The organism is Bacillus sp. AFS055030, assembly GCF_002574545.1.
Taxonomy (GTDB): domain Bacteria; phylum Bacillota; class Bacilli; order Bacillales; family Bacillaceae_G; genus Gottfriedia.
Map to the genome: position 1 here is coordinate 36,092 of NZ_NUGT01000019.1, position 15,906 is coordinate 51,997.

Consider the following 15,906-nt stretch of genomic DNA (forward strand, 5'->3'; position numbering starts at 1 on the left):
TACTATGATTGATTGAATTCATTGGGTACTCTTAAAATATTTAATTAAACGTATAGATATTTTGAGAATGCGTCCTCTTTTAGGATTGTTCCAACAAAGAATGAACCAAATACTCCATAACGAGCACTTACTTCATCAAAACGCATTTCATAGATTAATTTTTTGAATTGAAGTACGTCTTCAGAGAATAAAGTAACTCCCCATTCATAATCATCAAAACCTACAGAACCAGTAATAATTTGTTTAACTTTACCTGCGTATGTACGACCAATTTTTCCGTGGCTGTACATCATTTCTTTACGAGCTCCAGAAGGAAGCATGTACCAATTATCTTCGCCTTCACGCTTTTTATCCATAGGATAGAAGCATACATATTGAGATTTTGGTAAAGAAGGATAAAGTCTAGCGCGTACATGAGGATTTTGATATGGATCCCCATCTTCTTCGCTTAAGTAATTACTTAATTCAACTACAGAAACGTATGAATAACTTGGAATCATATACTGAGAAAGTGTAGTTTTATTAATTTCTGTTTCAATATGTAATAACTCATCCATTGTAGGTCGTAAAACCATAAACATAATGTCTGCTTTTTGACCTAAAATATTGTAAATAGCATGGCTACCTTCACCAGAATCAGCAACTTGATTCCATTTTGAGAAAACTTGTTGGAACTCTGTGATTGCTTGTTGACGCTCATCACTACCTAGTTGTTTAAATGCATGCCAATCCATACTTCTAAAATCATGTAAACAATACCAGCCATCTAAAGTTTTTGCAGCTTCACTCATTTTAAATCCCCCAAACGTTATTGAATTGATTTTCATTTATATAGCATACTACAAATAAAAGTATTTTGTAAAAACATACAAAATTATACAACATTCAGATTTAGTTAGAATATTAGGAATTAATTTACTTTAAATGATAGCGCTTTATTTAATGTATTATATTTTTCATTATTCTAAAAAGGTTTTATTCTAATTATATACAAATAAAATAATTTTAACGATTTTGGAGGCTATTATGAGCAATTTATTTGAAAGCATTAAACAAAAAGTATCAGGTAAAGGTATTTCGATTGTTTTACCAGAAGGTACAGATGAGAGAATTTTAGCAGCAGCTGATCGATTAGCGAAAGAAGATGTATTAAAACCGATTTTAATAGGTAATGTTGAAAGCGTAAAAGAAAAAGCAAATAGCTTAAGTTTAGAACTTCAAGGAGTAGAAATTTTAGACCCATCTACATATGAAGAAATGGAGCAATTAGTTGCATCATTTGTTGAACGACGTAAAGGAAAAGCAACAGAAGAACAAGCCCGCAAAGCATTATTGGATCCAAATTACTTTGGAACGATGTTAGTATATGCTAATAAAGCTCATGGTTTAGTTAGTGGTGCTACTCATTCAACAGCAGATACAGTGCGACCAGCTCTTCAAATCATTAAAACAAAACCAGGCGTTACAAAAACATCTGGTGTATTTATCATGGTTCGTGAGGATGAGAAATACGTATTCGCTGATTGTGCAATTAATATTGCACCAAATAGCCAAGACTTAGCTGAAATTGCAATTGAAAGTGCAAAAACAGCTAAACTATTCGACATTGATCCAAAAATTGCGATGTTAAGCTTTTCAACTAAAGGATCTGCAAAATCGCCTGAAACTGAAAAGGTTGCTGAAGCAGTTAAAATTGCAAAAGAACTTGCTCCAGAGTTAACTTTAGATGGTGAGTTCCAATTTGATGCAGCATTTGTACCATCTGTTGCAAAAAGCAAAGCCCCAGATTCAGTCATTCAAGGTGATGCTAATACATTCGTATTCCCAAGCCTAGAAGCAGGTAACATTGGTTACAAAATTGCTCAACGTTTAGGTAACTTTGAAGCAATCGGACCAATCCTACAAGGCTTAAATATGCCTGTTAATGACCTATCTCGTGGTTGTAACAGTGAAGACGTTTATAAATTATCAATTATTACAGCTGCTCAGTCACTATAATTAGGACAGAGTTACGGAAAAAGAGTGCTCTTTTAGTCAATGGACTTTCTGAGCACTCTTTTTTATTAGATAAACACAAATATCAGAAAAATTTATGATTCTTGCATCATACTTATTTCCGAATTACGATCAATCATTCGTTGCAAATGGTAATTATATAATTCTATTTCATCATTAAGTAATGAGTTAGGTGTTAATTTTGGAGTTAATTTAATTAATGATTGAAGTAGTCTCGTCATTACGTCCGTTACTGTAAGATTTAATGAAAGTAGTTCGGAAAGAGATGCCATTGTATCAGGAATAATTGTAGGATATTTAAATGAAGTATCTTTGTTATCAATCGCAATTTCATAAAAATCTTTAATAATTGAAGCGCGCTTTGAACCACTCTCGTTAATACATAAATAAATTTGAACAGCAACTCCTTTACGGATCCGGCGCTGAGAGATACCCGCAAACTTCTTGTCATCAATGCTTAAATCAAAATCTCCTGGACAATACGATCCAACTATTTCTTTAGCAACTATTTTATCTGTTAAATCCTTAAACATATCTTGAATTAGTGCATACATCGTTTCATAACCATCATTAATTTGCAGCTTATGTTCAGCCTCTGGAAAGAGGAGAGAGATATTCAATACGCCTTCATCTAAAACAACAGCTAACCCACCTGAATTTCGTACGATTGCTTTGTATCCATGGTCATTAAGAAATTTAACCCCGCTTGCTAGATTCGGAAGTCTAGTATCTTGTATTCCGAGAACGATTGTATTGTGGTGTACCCAAGTTCGAATTGTTGTTGGAGACTCCATTTTCCCAATTTTTGTACATAATGTGTCATCTAATGCAAAAGATTGGATCGCCTCAAATGATGGCCCTAAAGTTGAGCCGTCTATAAAACGTATTTCATCTGTTTGTAATCGATTTAAATGTTGATTCATTAAATAAGCCCCTTGCGTTTTGCGTTTGTTTTCCTATTTTAGCATGATTGTGAATTAAATAAAAAACTTCAAATTCAAATACGCAGATGGTGATCAATCATTACATACAAAAAAGCTTGGCAAAAGGCAGTTCAATCAGCGGGCCTAGTTAAATTTTGTAAAATAGCTAGTATTCTTTAATAAATATTTAGGAAATTAATAGATTTTAGAGGGAATTTTAAATTTAGAATGCATAAAAATAGAGGAACCATATCAAATTTATGATTTGGTTCCTCTATTTTATAGCTAACAATGTTATTCTGCAATTTTCTCCAAATTACCGTTTTTATCCATTCTAAAGGATGTTGCTGCTGGTTTCTCTTCCTCTTCAAATAATACTAATTTTCTAGCGCGGTTCATTATTTTCATCATTGTTTCATAGTCTTCTTGAACAGTAGTAGCGTCTTTTTCAAGCTTTTCAACTTGTCTCTGTAACTGGGTGTTTCGTTCCTGTAATTGCATAAGCTCTCTTTTAAGTTGCTCATTTTCACGGATTAAACGATCGTTACCAATCTGACTACTGGAAAGACCTTGCAAGAACTGGATGACATCAAACATAGTAATTGAACTTTTTCTTGTATTCACTGGTGAAGCTTGTGAGTTTTGTGATTGGTATTGATTTTGAACTGACGGAGCACTTGAAAATACCTCTGTCGTTTGTTCCTCGTTGTGCTTTACTTCAACACTAGTGTTATTTTCATTGTTAGTTTCCACAAAAGATCCAAATTCTTGATCAAGTTCAACACCATATTCTAAATCTTGTTCATCATTTAAATAACGATCAAAATTACTAGATACATCTGTTTGTATATAACTAGATTCAGAAGGTGTATATAATAATTTTTTCTTAGCATCTTCACCTTTAGCGTGTCTAAGCTTTTCTTTACGGAATTTCTTTGCTAATTGAAGTGCTTTTTCATAATTATAGCGAACTACAGCATTCCAACGAAAACCACATGCAGCCGAAGTACGTTCTAAAATATCACCTACTTCTTCAAAGGCATTTAATTGTGTACTACCTTCTCGTACATGACGTAAAACGGTTTCTGCTAAAAGTAAATCATTTTCTTCAGTCCATGCATCCTGTCTTAATTTCATCATAGAAACTTCCCCTCAACTTTCTTTTTTAATTATTCAATTTTCAATTTAATTTCCTAGCTGATTAATAGAAGTTTGGACAAAAAAATAGAAAACTATACAAAAAATAGAAAATAGTAGAATACTATTTGGATTGATTTAATTGGAAAACTTGCATGTCCTTTTTGGAACGAGTAAAATTACTGCTGAGTATGTTCAATTTAGAACAGAAAGGATTGTAAAAAAATGTCAAACGAATTTAGAATATGTGATGACTGCCAGGCGACAAATATAAAAACATTAGTCCCTCGCTTAAAAAGAATAGATGATGAAGCAGAGATTAAAATTGGTTGTCAATCTTACTGTGGACCAGGGCGAAAAAAATCATTTTGCTTCGTAAACAATCGTCCCTTATCCGCACCAAACGAAGATGATCTAATTGTAAAGATAAAATCAAAACTAGGTAAGAATTAAACGCTCCTTCATCTTCAGGAGCGTTTTTTTGATATAATAGTAAAGAAATGCGGAAGGCGTTTGCTCAGCCCCGAAAAGCATAAGACGAATTCCAAGGAAGGTTGGTTTTTACCTTCATTGGAATTTGGCTTATGACCTCGAGGGGCTAACGCCTGGAGCTAGACAATAAGAAATGTGGAGAAAGCTTGGTCAGCTCTGAAGGAAATATCTCCATCCAGCTGAAGAAGTGGTGGTTTTTCCACTTCAAAGTTGGATGGAATATTACCGAAGAGCTAGCTTTCGGAACTAGACACCATGAAAAACATATTTTACCTAAGATATATAAGGACCAGGGGTTAAAAGTAAATAAAGAAAGTGGAAGGTTGGTTTTTACCTTCAAATGTAGCGCCTTGTTATAGAAAGTAAATCAATTAGCATATAAAGAATTAGTATACATATTGAAAGGGGGCCAAGGTATGTCATATCGTTTCCAAAAGCTTTATGAGGAAAAAGTATTTAAAGATCCTGTACATCGTTATATTCACGTAAGAGATCAGGTTATTTGGGATTTAATAGGAACGAAGGAATTTCAGAGACTACGCAGAATTAAACAGCTTGGTACTACATATCTGACGTTTCATGGAGCCGAGCATAGTCGATTTACTCATTCGCTTGGAGTTTATGAAATTATTAGACGTATGGTAGATGATGTTTTTTCTGGTCGTCCCCAATGGAATGATGATGATCGCTTATTAGCTCTTTGTGCTGGATTATTACATGATGTTGGTCATGGTCCTTTTTCGCATACATTTGAGAAGATATTTAAATTAGATCATGAAGAATTAACGAGAGAAATTATTGAGGGTTCAACAGAAATTAATAAAATTCTAAAAAAAGTAGGGGATGACTTTCCTAAAAAAGTTTCGGAAGTCATTGAGAAAACATCGGCAAATAAATTAGTAACGAGTATGATATCAAGCCAAATCGATGCAGATCGAATGGATTATCTCCTTAGAGATGCATATTACACTGGTGTAAGTTACGGGAATTTTGATATGGAACGTATTTTGAGAATTATGCGTCCTCGACCAGATGGTGTCGTAATAAAACAATCTGGGATGCATGCTGTTGAGCACTATTTAATTAGTCGATTCCAGATGTACTGGCAAGTTTATTTTCATCCTGTTTCTAGAAGTGCAGAAGCTATTTTACAAAAGATTTTACAAAGGGCTAAATATTTGCATGAAATAGGTTATCATTTTAATTATGTACCGGTTCATTTTGGTCTTTTGTTTGAGGGAAAAGTTGATTTAGATGAATATATCAAATTAGATGAATCAGTCCTTTTGTATTATTTCCAAGTATGGCAAGAGGAGTCCGATCAAATCTTAAGTGATCTATGTCAACGTTTTTTAAGTAGAAAATTATTTCAATATGTAGACTTTGATACACAAAAACATACTGAAAAGTTTGCTGAATTAAAAGAATTATTTTTAGAAATTGAGATCGACCCGGAATACTATTTAGTCATCGATACGATTTCAGACGAGGCTTATGATTACTTTAGGTACGGTGAAGAAGATGGAAAGAAGCCGATTTTACTACTGCAAACAAACGGTGATTTGAAAGAAATATCGCGCAAATCAGAGCTTGTGGATGGTATAACAGGTAAAAAGTTATTCGATTCTAAGTTATATTTTCCTCATGATTTAATTTATAGCAATCCTGATGAAAAGAAAAAGAAAGTAATCGAAATGATTGAAGAATTAGCTGGGGCTAAAAGAAGATAAAAACAGTAAACGGATGTAATTCCGTTTACTGTTGATGCTGTATGTATGGAATTCTATTCGTCACTAAGACGTTTTCCAGCAACTGCATAATGGTTTTTTGTCATTTCTTCAATGAAAACAACAATCTTATCAGTTGGAGCACCTGTTGTTTCACTTACAGCTTCAGTAACTTTTTCAACTAGTGCTTTCTTTTGTTCTTCAGTACGACCTTCTAGCATCTTTACTGTAACGTATGGCATATTAGGACCTCCTTCGTTTTGTCATTTTTATTATAACTCAGGAAGTCTGAATAATAACGATTAATTCGATTAACATTGAAGAAATCATAAAGAATAATTAAACTATTAATAAATTAACTGTTTTAGTGAGATAAAATAGCAATTTCTTGAGAGGAGCAAAGAATGGGATCATTTTTTCAATATCCATTAAAAGATATACCATTAATATTACTAGTTGTTGCAATTTCGTTATCAGTTCACGAATTTGCGCACGCTTTTATAGCTTATAAATTTGGAGATGACACGGCAAAAAGACAAGGCAGATTAACACTTTCTCCGTTCAAACATTTAGATATTTTCGGAACAATTGCGATTATTATATTAGGCTTTGGTTGGGCAAGACCAGTACCTGTAAATCGTCATAACTTTAAACACCCGAGATTAGCGGGAATCTTAACGACTGCAGCTGGACCGATTAGTAATCTTATACTAGCGATGCTTGGTTTAATCGCTTATTCACTATTATATAAGTACGGATTTTTTCATTCTTTCTCACAAGCATTATCACTTACTTTAGATTCTTTCTTTAATATTTTCATTCAATTGAATATTGTATTATTTGTATTTAATTTAATTCCTCTTCCACCATTAGATGGATATCGAATTTTAGAAGATTTAGCTCCTAACGATCTTCGTGCAAAAATGTCACAATATGAACAGTATGGAGCATTTATATTTTTAGTTTTAGTATTAACTCCATTAGATAACTACACAATACAACCTATTTTCCAGGTTGCTATACCGTCAGTTTTCCATTGGATTAATTCAATTGTTACACCATTAATTTTTTAGGAGGGGCACAATGTCTGATCAACCAAAGAAGAAATCACTAGGATTTAATATATTAAAAAATGATTCAACGAGTGGGCATGGCGGATTTGGTGTTGGAGCAATTAGTTTAGAAAATATTTCGCCAGTTTTTATTGATATACAAGAAAATGATGTATTTGTTGATATCGGTGCAATGCACGCAAGAAGTTCAGTTGAAAAAGGAATCAAATTCTTAACAAATGAAGAGGAAGTTCCTAATGGAAAACCATATTGGTTAGTGTGGGTTGCAACTGAGCGAATTGAAAAAGGTCCATATTATGCTGGAGTGACAGGTTGCTACATGACTGTTGATCGTGAAGCTAGAAGAGGATATAAACTTCTTCCTGATCACGTAAATAAAATGGATAAAGCGATGAAACGAAAAATTATGGTTGAACATATGGATGAAAAATCTCGCAAATTATTAGCGGAGTTTCTAAAATCACATAGTGAAGAGATGTGGAATAACTCATCAGACGAACTAAAAACAGAACTTTTAGGTTAATGTACTTTTTTGGTAAATTATATAAAAAATTTGAAGAAATCGTCGAATAATCTTTTTACATTTAAGACTAAATAAAGTAAACTAATAATAGCTTGGACAAAGCTAGGACTAGGACAAACAAAAGACCTTACCAATTTGGTGAGGTCTTTTGTTTTTATAGTAAATATTGCGAATACCAAGGCTTATTGTCCTTATTTTTCTTTTTTTGTTTTTCGTTCATTTTTTTATTTATACAAGGTTTTGTAGGTTGTGTCCCTCTACGAAAATAAAGTGAAACCTTATTTCCACAGCCTTCCTTATATAAGAGACCCGTCTTTTCATCTACTGCAACTTTAACTAGATTATTTGGTAGTTTAGTAACTATATTTTTATCCGATAAATTTGTTATAACTGATGCCCACACTTTCTTGGACAATGAACTTTCCTCTACAGATAAATTTTTTGAATGATCATACCCAACCCATACTCCAACAATAAGATTCGAATGGAATCCAATCATCCAACTATCCTTTTTTGTAGTACCAGTTTTACCATAATAATCTTTTGGTAGTTCAGGAATAATACTAGTACCTGTCACTGGCAAGTAGCCTGAAAAATTTGTGTTGAACATTCCGTTCATTAGTTGCTTAAGAATAATGGTTTGATCTTTATCTAATCTTTGTTTTTCATCAAACTTTTCTTTATAGATCGTCTTTCCAGATTGAGTTTTAATCTCTTTTACAAAATGAGGAATAACATCTTTACCGTTATTCGCAATTAAAGCATAAGCTCTTGTCATATCGAGCAATGATGCATCTTGAGTGCCCAGTGCCATTGAAGGTAGTTTATTATTTGGTGCGGTTAAATGGAATAACTTCTGTGCTTTAATAAATTCGTCTGTCCCAACTGCCTGTTGTGTTTTTACTGCATATATATTGTCTGAAACAGCAATTGCTTTAGCTAGAGTGATTGAATCATGTGCGTATAGATTGCCACTATTTTTAGGACTATATGAATCTCCATCTTCAAAGTGAAATAAAGTAGGCTTACTTAGAAGTCTTGTAGATGGGGTATATCCATTTTCAAGTGCACTGTAATATAGAATTGGTTTTATTGTACTTCCTACCTGTCTTTTCGACGTTATTGCTCGGTTAAATAAAAACTGTCCTTTCTCACGGCCTCCAGTCATACCTAATACTTCACCAGTTTCACTATTTAATACAATTACACTCGCCTGTAAATCAGTTCTTGGTCTAATAAACTTATCAAATGCTTGATCAATGTGCTTTTGAATAGAGGGGTTAAATGTAGTATAAATTTGGCTACCATTGTTATTGATCGATTGTCCAATTGAAGTCATAATCTCTTTTTGAACACTTTGTTGAAAATAAGATGTAAATGAAGAATTTGATGTGTGTTTAATTGGTTTTAACTTGATCGTTTCATCAATTGCATTTTTAACACTTTTTGAGTTGATTAATTTATTTTGTTCAAGTGCCGATAAAATTCGTTGTTGCCTTTTCTTTACAGATGAAAAATGAACATAAGGATCATAGACTGAAGGATTAGCTGGAATACTTAATAAAAATGTAGATTCACCAATTGTGAGCTCATTTGTCTCTTTTCCTAAGAAAGTATTCGCCGCAGTTTCTAGACCATAAACACCATGTCCAAAATAAATGGTGTTTAAATACGCTTCTAATAGTTTGTTTTTACTGTAAGCTGACTCTAGTCTCATCGTCAAAAAAGCCTCTTTAAATTTACGTTTAAGCGTTTTTTCTTGTGAAAGATATAGATTCTTTGCAAGTTGCTGGGTAATTGTACTTCCGCCTTGAGCGTATTGTCCCTTCGTTATATTAATTAAAATAGCAGAACCAACCCTTTTTAAGTCAAAGCCATGATGATGAAAGAAATTACGATCTTCAGAAACTAAAATACTATTAACCGCAATCGGAGGTACATCTGCAATTTTAAGTGTTTTACGATTTTGAAGTAGCTTAGTTTTACTAATTAGTTTTTGATTGTTATCATAGTAACTTGAATTTGACTCAATAAATAATGAAGGCTTTGTAGATGTAATTGCAAGGAGATAGACACAAGATAAAAACAGTGTCCCTGAAATTGAAATAATAGTGAGCAATATGCCGACCTTTTGGAGTGTACGCCAATGAAAAGAGTAGTTGAAATTATACAAAAATGTATCCTCCTTTCGATTTGTTTCTCTAATTTACTACTAGTATGGTAGATTAAGAGAAATTTTATTCAAATTACCGAAGTAAAAAATATCAAATAATTTAACTTTAAAAATCTTGCATTTCACAAAAATTACTCTATACTTTTCTTTTGTACGGCAAAAAATTGTCGTAACAACACAAATCCGATAGGAATTAGGAAGAGTGGGGATAATACGAAACATAATCGAAAAGTTGTAGCGCCTAGACGTTGGAACTAGATATTACGATACTTTATGTTTCAAACTAAATCTTGATAAAGAAGGGTAGATGCATTAAATGGAATTATGGTTTACTGAAAAACAAACAAAAAACTTTGGAATTACTGCTAAAATTAATAAAACTTTACATACAGAGCAAACTGAGTTTCAAAAGCTTGACATGGTAGAGACAGAAGAGTTCGGAAACATGCTTATTTTAGATGGTATGGTTATGACAACTCAAAAAGATGAGTTCGTTTACCACGAAATGGTAGCGCATGTACCTTTATTCACACACCCAAATCCTGAAAACGTATTAGTTGTAGGTGGCGGTGACGGTGGTGTTATTCGCGAAGTATTAAAACACCCAAGCGTGAAGAAAGCAACTCTAGTTGAAATTGATGGAAAAGTAATTGAGTACTCTAAAAAATACTTACCTGAAATCGCAGGAAAATTAGAAGATCCACGTGTAGAAGTAAAAGTAGACGACGGATTTATGCATATTGCAAATAGTGAAAATGTTTATGATGTAATAATGGTAGACTCAACTGAACCAGTTGGTCCTGCAGTTAACTTATTTACAAAAGGTTTCTATGCTGGAATCGCTAAAGCATTAAAAGAAGATGGAATTTTTGTGGCACAAACGGACAACCCATGGTTTACTCCAGAGTTAATCACACAAGTTCAACGTGATGTAAGAGAAATCTTCCCAATCACTCGTTTATACATTGCAAATATCCCAACATATCCAAGTGGTATGTGGACATTTACAATTGGTTCGAAAAAACATGATCCACTTGAAGTAGAAGAGAATCGTTTCTTCGATATTGAGACAAAATATTACACAAAAGAGCTACACAAAGCAGCGTTCGTATTACCAAAATTTGTAGCTGATCTTACTAAATAAGGGGGCTTTATTATGCGTTTTGATGAAGCTTATTCTGGAAATGTATTCATAAAGAGTCATCCAAACTTTGAAGAAAGTAAAGCGGTTATTTATGGTATGCCTATGGACTGGACTGTAAGTTTCAGACCAGGCTCTCGTTTTGGCCCTGCGCGTATTCGTGAAGTTTCAATTGGATTAGAGGAATATAGTCCTTATCAAGATAAAGAACTTGAGGAAGTTAAATATTTCGACGCAGGGGATATCCCATTACCATTTGGTAATGCTCAAAGAAGCCTTGATATGATTGAAGATTATATTGATGGCTTATTAGCTGAAGGTAAATTTCCACTAGGAATGGGTGGAGAGCATCTTGTTTCATGGCCGGTAATGAAGGCTATGTACAAGAAATATCCTGATTTAGCTATTATTCATTTTGATGCTCATACTGATTTACGTGATTCATATGAAGGTGAGCCATTATCTCACTCAACACCAATTAAAAAAGTTTGTGATTTAATTGGACCAAAAAATGTTTATTCATTTGGAATCCGTTCAGGTATGAAGGAAGAATTTGAATGGGCTAAAGAAGTTGGAATGAATTTATTCAAATTCGAAGTGCTTGAGCCGTTAAAGAAAGTACTTCCAACACTTGCTGGGCGTCCAGTATATGTAACGATCGATATCGATGTACTAGACCCTGCACATGCTCCTGGAACAGGAACACTTGAAGCTGGTGGTATTACATCAAAAGAAATGCTTGATAGCATCTTAGCAATCGCAAATAGTGATATTAACGTTGTTGGGGCAGACCTAGTAGAAGTAGCTCCTGTATACGATCATGCAGAGCAAACTCAAGTTGCAGCAAGTAAATTTATTCGTGAAATCTTATTAGGTTGGGTAAAATAAAAGATTTATAAAAGGCGATTTTTCGTTCATTAGGACGAGAATTCGCCTTTTTATATTGAATTTATAAAACCGTTAACTACTTAAATAATTATTTAATCAAATATCTAAAATTCCTATTGATAATGATAATCATTACCTTTATAATTGAGAACGATTATTGTTATCAAAATAAGGGGGAAGAGAAGATGAAAAAAGGGGTAAGGAAATCTATTTTAATGCTACATTTGTTGTGCAGCTTAGTTTTTGGACTTTTTATTATTGCTGTTTGTGCAACAGGTAGTGTATTGGTGTTTGGCAATCAGATTGAGCATGTTTTAAATCCACAGTATTTTAAGCCGGCAAGTAATGAAATAAATGTTGGCATTAAAGAAGCAGAAAAGATTTTCCTTGAACAGTACAAAGGTTTTCAAATTTCAAGGATGGATGTGCCTTCAAAGTTATCGGATGTATACCATGCAAGTATGTCAAAAGGGCATAATGAAATTGATGTATATGTAGATCCAAGTAATGGCAAATTATTGGGGAATTTTGATAGAGAAAAATCAGTCGTTTCTTTTGTTAAAGAGTTACATACACATTTATTATTAGATGAAATTGGTGAAACAATTATTGGTATCGTTGCAATTGCATTTATTATTATTCTTATTACAGGTGTTTATTTATGGTATCCAGGTATTAAACGAATGTTTAAAAGCCTAAAAATTAAATGGAATAAAAGTCAAATGGCAAAAAATCTATCATTACATAATTTCATAGGGGTTATTACTTTACCATTTTTACTTGTTGTAGCAATTACGGGGATGCTATTTCCATTCCAAGAAAAGATTGAAGAATCTTTGAAATTGAAATTTACATCGAATTATCCTGAAGATCTTAAATCGGTTGATAATGGTAAACAACGAATTGGACTGGATTCGATAGTTGCCCAAATTAATAAATTACACCCGGAAGGTGAGTTATACAAGTTCAGACTTCCATCGGATAAAGAAGGTGTTATAGAAGCACAATTAAGTGATGGCAGTTACGATCCTGAAGGTAAAGGAAATACAAGGGAATTCTTTGATCAATTTTCTGGAAAGCATTTAGGAACATTTTCCAAAAATACTGAAACAGCCTATGATAAATTTTTTGTTTGGCGTGAAAGTTTGCATAGAGGAACTTTCGGTGGCGTGTTCGTAAAAACAATTTATGCCTTAGTTGGCATAGCTCCGCTTGGCTTAGGTATAACTGGGATTACAATGTGGGCGTTAAAGAGAAAAAACAAAGCTAAAAAATTGAAAAAATTACAACAAGCAGCATAAACCAAAATTTTATATTGAAGTATGTTTTTAACCAAATCGGTTGAATCATTGATAGGACCCGTAAGAAAATGCGCAAACAGCCGTATTTATCTTTCGGGTTTTTTTATTGGGAACAAATATGAGTATTTGTATTGTTTTTATAGTAAAACAACCGTTTTGTAGAAAGATAAAAATAGAAAAATGTAAAAAGTTAACGTTGACGTTAACGATATACTAGGAGTAAGATAGATAAGTGATATAAAAAGGGGAAATTCATTTCGAAAGGAGAAAATGATTTGCTTTACAAAATAGATGAAGTAGCGAAGGAATGTGGATTAACAAAGCGATCGATTCGTTATTATGAAGAAATTGGTTTAATCTCACCACCTGAAAGAAGCGAAGGAGGATTTCGACTTTATTCAGACTTTCATATCGAACGACTGAAGAAAATAATGAATGTTCGTGATGTTCTTGGATTTTCTTTACAAGAGGTACAGGAATATATGGCAATCAGTGAGGCGTTTGAAGAATTCCGATTACAATATAGAGAAAACAAGGAAAAGATGACTGAAGAAGAAAGAAAAGAAAAGCTTCTAGGGGCGGAAGAAATACTTGGTCAACAATTAAAAATGATTGATGACAAGCTTGAAAAAATGAACGAGATTCGAGATGAAATGAATGAGATGTATCAAAAGGTGAAAAAAGCATTAGAACAATAAATACTATGGGAGATGGATAAAAGATGTCAAACTTGGCAAATAGTAAAAAACAAAAGACAAAGATAAATCAAAAACCTAGTCTTTTGAATCAACCAAAGGCAATATGGGCAGTTGGTTTTGCCTGCGTTATCGCATTCATGGGAATTGGTTTAGTTGATCCAATCTTACCAGCAATTGCTGAAAAGATGCATGCTTCTAAAAGTGATGTAACGCTTCTTTTTACAAGTTACAATTTAGTAATGGCAATCGCGATGTTAATAACAGGTTTTATCTCTTCACGTATTGGAATCAAATGGACACTACTTTTAGGCATACTAATTATTGCGATTTTCTCAGGTCTTGGAGGAAACTCAAGTAGTATTTGGGAATTGGTATGGTTACGTGGAGGTTGGGGTCTAGGTAACGCATTATTCGTTGCGACTGCATTATCTGCAATTGTTTCATTATCTAGATCTGGTGTTGCACAATCTATTATTTTATACGAAACAGCGATTGGCCTTGGGATATCAGTTGGTCCACTTTTAGGTGGAGAATTAGGTTCAATTTCTTGGAGAGGTCCATTTTTTGGCGTAGCTTGTTTAATGGTCATTGCATTTTTATCTCTATCTATTATGATGCCAAAAACACCTATAACAAAAAATACGAAAAAAGCATCATTCCTTGATCCATTCCGTGCTCTTAAACATAGATCGTTATTAACATTAGGTATTACAGCATTTTTATATAACTTTGGATTCTTTACTTTATTAGCATTCTCACCATTTTTTATGGGTTTAAAGGAACATGGTTTAGGATTAGTTTTCTTAGGATGGGGACTTTTATTAGCAATTACATCTGTATTTATGGCACCAAAATTACAAAAGAAATTCGGTACACTTAAATCGATGTATGCTATGCTAACACTTTTCGCTTTCACACTGATCGTAATGGGAATTGGAACAGAAACAAATAGTGTAATTATTGTCTGTGTAATAATTGCTGGTGCATTTTTAGGAAATAACAACACATTAATTACAACAGCAGTAATGCAAGCAGCTCCAGTTGAACGCTCAACAGCATCAGCTGCATATAGCTTTTTACGTTTCCTTGGTGGGGCAATTGCACCATATTTAGCAGGTAAACTTGCTGAATGGTATAATTCACATGTTCCATTCTATGTAGGTGGATGTTTTGTATTACTATCGGTACTTTTCTTGTTTATTAATAAAAAGCATTTAATTCATATTGATAAAGCAGAATCTGCACATTAATATAATCGGGTAGTTCTTAAACCCGCTAGGAATTGCGTATTCCTGGCGGGTTTTTGTATTTTAAAATGAAAAAATAAAAAACAGCCCACTACGAACTGTTTTTCATGGTCCGAAATGACCAAACACCGCTAGATAAACGATGAAGCCAATCAATGCGAGTAATCCAATTAGTGCTGCTGTAAAACTTCCGAACATGATTGCTTTTCGTTTGAAAATGAACCACAAGATGAGTCCTACAACGAATGGCACAAAAAATACGTACAAATAAATGAGAAAAATACTCGACAATGAAATGATCCCAATGCCTAGTCCAATGAAAAATAGTTTGATGGATGATAGTTGTGCAAAAGTTTTCATAAAATCCCCTTTAATTCATCATATGTTCTTTATTGTCTCACAAATGGTTTTCAATTGAAAACAAAAATCCCTCTTAGTTCAAGGCAAGATTATTTATGCAATTCAAGTTGATTACGTTCAATGAGTCATTAAACAATTTACATTTATTTTTCAAAGTCTGATGATTTTGTTCACTTTAATGAATAATTTTCACAATTTTTTTCTTAC

Annotated in this window: 16 protein-coding genes; 10 read left to right on the forward strand and 6 right to left on the reverse strand. The window is 33.2% G+C overall.

The features are described from left to right. Nucleotides 1–44: 44 nt before the first annotated feature. Nucleotides 45–791 carry a hydrogen peroxide-dependent heme synthase gene (gene hemQ, locus CN925_RS08450; RefSeq protein ID WP_098845816.1) on the reverse strand — a complete coding sequence of 249 codons (747 nt, stop codon included), beginning with the start codon at nucleotides 789–791 and terminating at the stop codon, nucleotides 45–47. Nucleotides 792–1,026: 235 nt separating this feature from the next. On the opposite strand from hemQ, the gene pta reads away from it, so the two are divergent. Continuing rightward, nucleotides 1,027–1,998, forward strand: coding sequence for a phosphate acetyltransferase (gene pta / locus CN925_RS08455; protein WP_098845817.1), 972 nt, complete (start codon nucleotides 1,027–1,029; stop codon nucleotides 1,996–1,998). Between the two features lie 92 nt (nucleotides 1,999–2,090). On the opposite strand, the gene lipL is transcribed toward pta, so the two are convergent. Next, nucleotides 2,091–2,939 carry an octanoyl-[GcvH]:protein N-octanoyltransferase gene (gene lipL, locus CN925_RS08460; RefSeq protein WP_098845818.1) on the reverse strand — a complete coding sequence of 283 codons (849 nt, stop codon included), beginning with the start codon at nucleotides 2,937–2,939 and terminating at the stop codon, nucleotides 2,091–2,093. 294 nt (nucleotides 2,940–3,233) lie between these two features. Further along, nucleotides 3,234–4,076 carry an RsfA family transcriptional regulator gene (locus tag CN925_RS08465; protein ID WP_098845884.1) on the reverse strand — a complete coding sequence of 281 codons (843 nt, stop codon included), beginning with the start codon at nucleotides 4,074–4,076 and terminating at the stop codon, nucleotides 3,234–3,236. A gap of 225 nt (nucleotides 4,077–4,301) precedes the next feature. Between CN925_RS08465 and CN925_RS08470 the strand changes: the two genes are divergently transcribed. Next, complete coding sequence (locus CN925_RS08470) at nucleotides 4,302–4,529, forward strand: YuzB family protein (protein WP_098845819.1); 228 nt, start codon at nucleotides 4,302–4,304, stop codon at nucleotides 4,527–4,529. A gap of 455 nt (nucleotides 4,530–4,984) precedes the next feature. Beyond that, nucleotides 4,985–6,298 carry an HD domain-containing protein gene (locus tag CN925_RS08480; RefSeq protein WP_098845821.1) on the forward strand — a complete coding sequence of 438 codons (1,314 nt, stop codon included), beginning with the start codon at nucleotides 4,985–4,987 and terminating at the stop codon, nucleotides 6,296–6,298. A gap of 53 nt (nucleotides 6,299–6,351) precedes the next feature. Here the strand turns inward: CN925_RS08480 and CN925_RS08485 are convergent, their stop codons facing one another. Beyond that, on the reverse strand, nucleotides 6,352–6,537 hold the full coding sequence (locus CN925_RS08485; RefSeq protein ID WP_098845822.1) for a 2-hydroxymuconate tautomerase: 186 nt from the start codon (nucleotides 6,535–6,537) through the stop codon (nucleotides 6,352–6,354). Between the two features lie 162 nt (nucleotides 6,538–6,699). Between CN925_RS08485 and CN925_RS08490 the strand changes: the two genes are divergently transcribed. Beyond that, the gene (locus CN925_RS08490; protein WP_098845823.1) at nucleotides 6,700–7,368 is read left to right on the forward strand and encodes a site-2 protease family protein; all 669 of its coding nucleotides are present in this window, start codon (nucleotides 6,700–6,702) and stop codon (nucleotides 7,366–7,368) included. A 10-nt stretch (nucleotides 7,369–7,378) separates the two neighbouring features. Further along, nucleotides 7,379–7,891: a YwhD family protein gene (locus CN925_RS08495; protein WP_098845824.1), complete on the forward strand. Its 513-nt coding sequence runs from the start codon at nucleotides 7,379–7,381 to the stop codon at nucleotides 7,889–7,891. Between the two features lie 154 nt (nucleotides 7,892–8,045). Here CN925_RS08495 and CN925_RS08500 read toward each other — a convergent pair whose 3' ends face one another. Then, the gene (locus tag CN925_RS08500) at nucleotides 8,046–10,064 is read right to left on the reverse strand and encodes a transglycosylase domain-containing protein (RefSeq protein ID WP_098845825.1); all 2,019 of its coding nucleotides are present in this window, start codon (nucleotides 10,062–10,064) and stop codon (nucleotides 8,046–8,048) included. A 316-nt stretch (nucleotides 10,065–10,380) separates the two neighbouring features. On the opposite strand from CN925_RS08500, the gene speE reads away from it, so the two are divergent. The 5 genes from speE (at nucleotide 10,381) to CN925_RS08525 (ending at nucleotide 15,342) form a co-directional block, all read left to right on the forward strand. Continuing rightward, nucleotides 10,381–11,208 (forward strand): spermidine synthase, encoded by an 828-nt coding sequence (gene speE / locus CN925_RS08505; protein ID WP_098845826.1) that lies wholly within the window; start codon nucleotides 10,381–10,383, stop codon nucleotides 11,206–11,208. Between the two features lie 12 nt (nucleotides 11,209–11,220). After that, nucleotides 11,221–12,093, forward strand: a complete 873-nt coding sequence (gene speB, locus CN925_RS08510; RefSeq protein WP_098845827.1) for an agmatinase — start codon at nucleotides 11,221–11,223, stop codon at nucleotides 12,091–12,093. 185 nt (nucleotides 12,094–12,278) lie between these two features. Then, nucleotides 12,279–13,394 carry a PepSY-associated TM helix domain-containing protein gene (locus CN925_RS08515; RefSeq protein ID WP_180232902.1) on the forward strand — a complete coding sequence of 372 codons (1,116 nt, stop codon included), beginning with the start codon at nucleotides 12,279–12,281 and terminating at the stop codon, nucleotides 13,392–13,394. Between the two features lie 275 nt (nucleotides 13,395–13,669). Further along, nucleotides 13,670–14,092, forward strand: coding sequence for a MerR family transcriptional regulator (locus CN925_RS08520; protein WP_098845829.1), 423 nt, complete (start codon nucleotides 13,670–13,672; stop codon nucleotides 14,090–14,092). Between the two features lie 23 nt (nucleotides 14,093–14,115). Beyond that, complete coding sequence (locus CN925_RS08525; RefSeq protein WP_098845830.1) at nucleotides 14,116–15,342, forward strand: MFS transporter; 1,227 nt, start codon at nucleotides 14,116–14,118, stop codon at nucleotides 15,340–15,342. A gap of 102 nt (nucleotides 15,343–15,444) precedes the next feature. Here the strand turns inward: CN925_RS08525 and CN925_RS08530 are convergent, their stop codons facing one another. Then, nucleotides 15,445–15,699 carry a hypothetical protein gene (locus CN925_RS08530; RefSeq protein WP_098845831.1) on the reverse strand — a complete coding sequence of 85 codons (255 nt, stop codon included), beginning with the start codon at nucleotides 15,697–15,699 and terminating at the stop codon, nucleotides 15,445–15,447. Nucleotides 15,700–15,906 lie beyond the last annotated feature (207 nt).

Bases quoted from the DNA above. Each gene is read 5' to 3' on its own strand.
- CN925_RS08470 (WP_098845819.1), top strand. From the start codon at position 4,302: ATGTCAAACGAATTTAGAATATGTGATGACTGCCAGGCGACAAATATA.
- CN925_RS08515 (WP_180232902.1), top strand. From the start codon at position 12,279: ATGAAAAAAGGGGTAAGGAAATCTATTTTAATGCTACATTTGTTGTGC.
- lipL (WP_098845818.1), bottom strand. From the start codon at position 2,939: ATGAATCAACATTTAAATCGATTACAAACAGATGAAATACGTTTTATA.
- CN925_RS08495 (WP_098845824.1), top strand. From the start codon at position 7,379: ATGTCTGATCAACCAAAGAAGAAATCACTAGGATTTAATATATTAAAA.
- CN925_RS08480 (WP_098845821.1), top strand. From the start codon at position 4,985: ATGTCATATCGTTTCCAAAAGCTTTATGAGGAAAAAGTATTTAAAGAT.
- CN925_RS08530 (WP_098845831.1), bottom strand. From the start codon at position 15,699: ATGAAAACTTTTGCACAACTATCATCCATCAAACTATTTTTCATTGGA.
- CN925_RS08525 (WP_098845830.1), top strand. From the start codon at position 14,116: ATGTCAAACTTGGCAAATAGTAAAAAACAAAAGACAAAGATAAATCAA.
- CN925_RS08485 (WP_098845822.1), bottom strand. From the start codon at position 6,537: ATGCCATACGTTACAGTAAAGATGCTAGAAGGTCGTACTGAAGAACAA.
- CN925_RS08465 (WP_098845884.1), bottom strand. From the start codon at position 4,076: ATGAAATTAAGACAGGATGCATGGACTGAAGAAAATGATTTACTTTTA.
- CN925_RS08490 (WP_098845823.1), top strand. From the start codon at position 6,700: ATGGGATCATTTTTTCAATATCCATTAAAAGATATACCATTAATATTA.
- speE (WP_098845826.1), top strand. From the start codon at position 10,381: ATGGAATTATGGTTTACTGAAAAACAAACAAAAAACTTTGGAATTACT.
- pta (WP_098845817.1), top strand. From the start codon at position 1,027: ATGAGCAATTTATTTGAAAGCATTAAACAAAAAGTATCAGGTAAAGGT.
- speB (WP_098845827.1), top strand. From the start codon at position 11,221: ATGCGTTTTGATGAAGCTTATTCTGGAAATGTATTCATAAAGAGTCAT.
- hemQ (WP_098845816.1), bottom strand. From the start codon at position 791: ATGAGTGAAGCTGCAAAAACTTTAGATGGCTGGTATTGTTTACATGAT.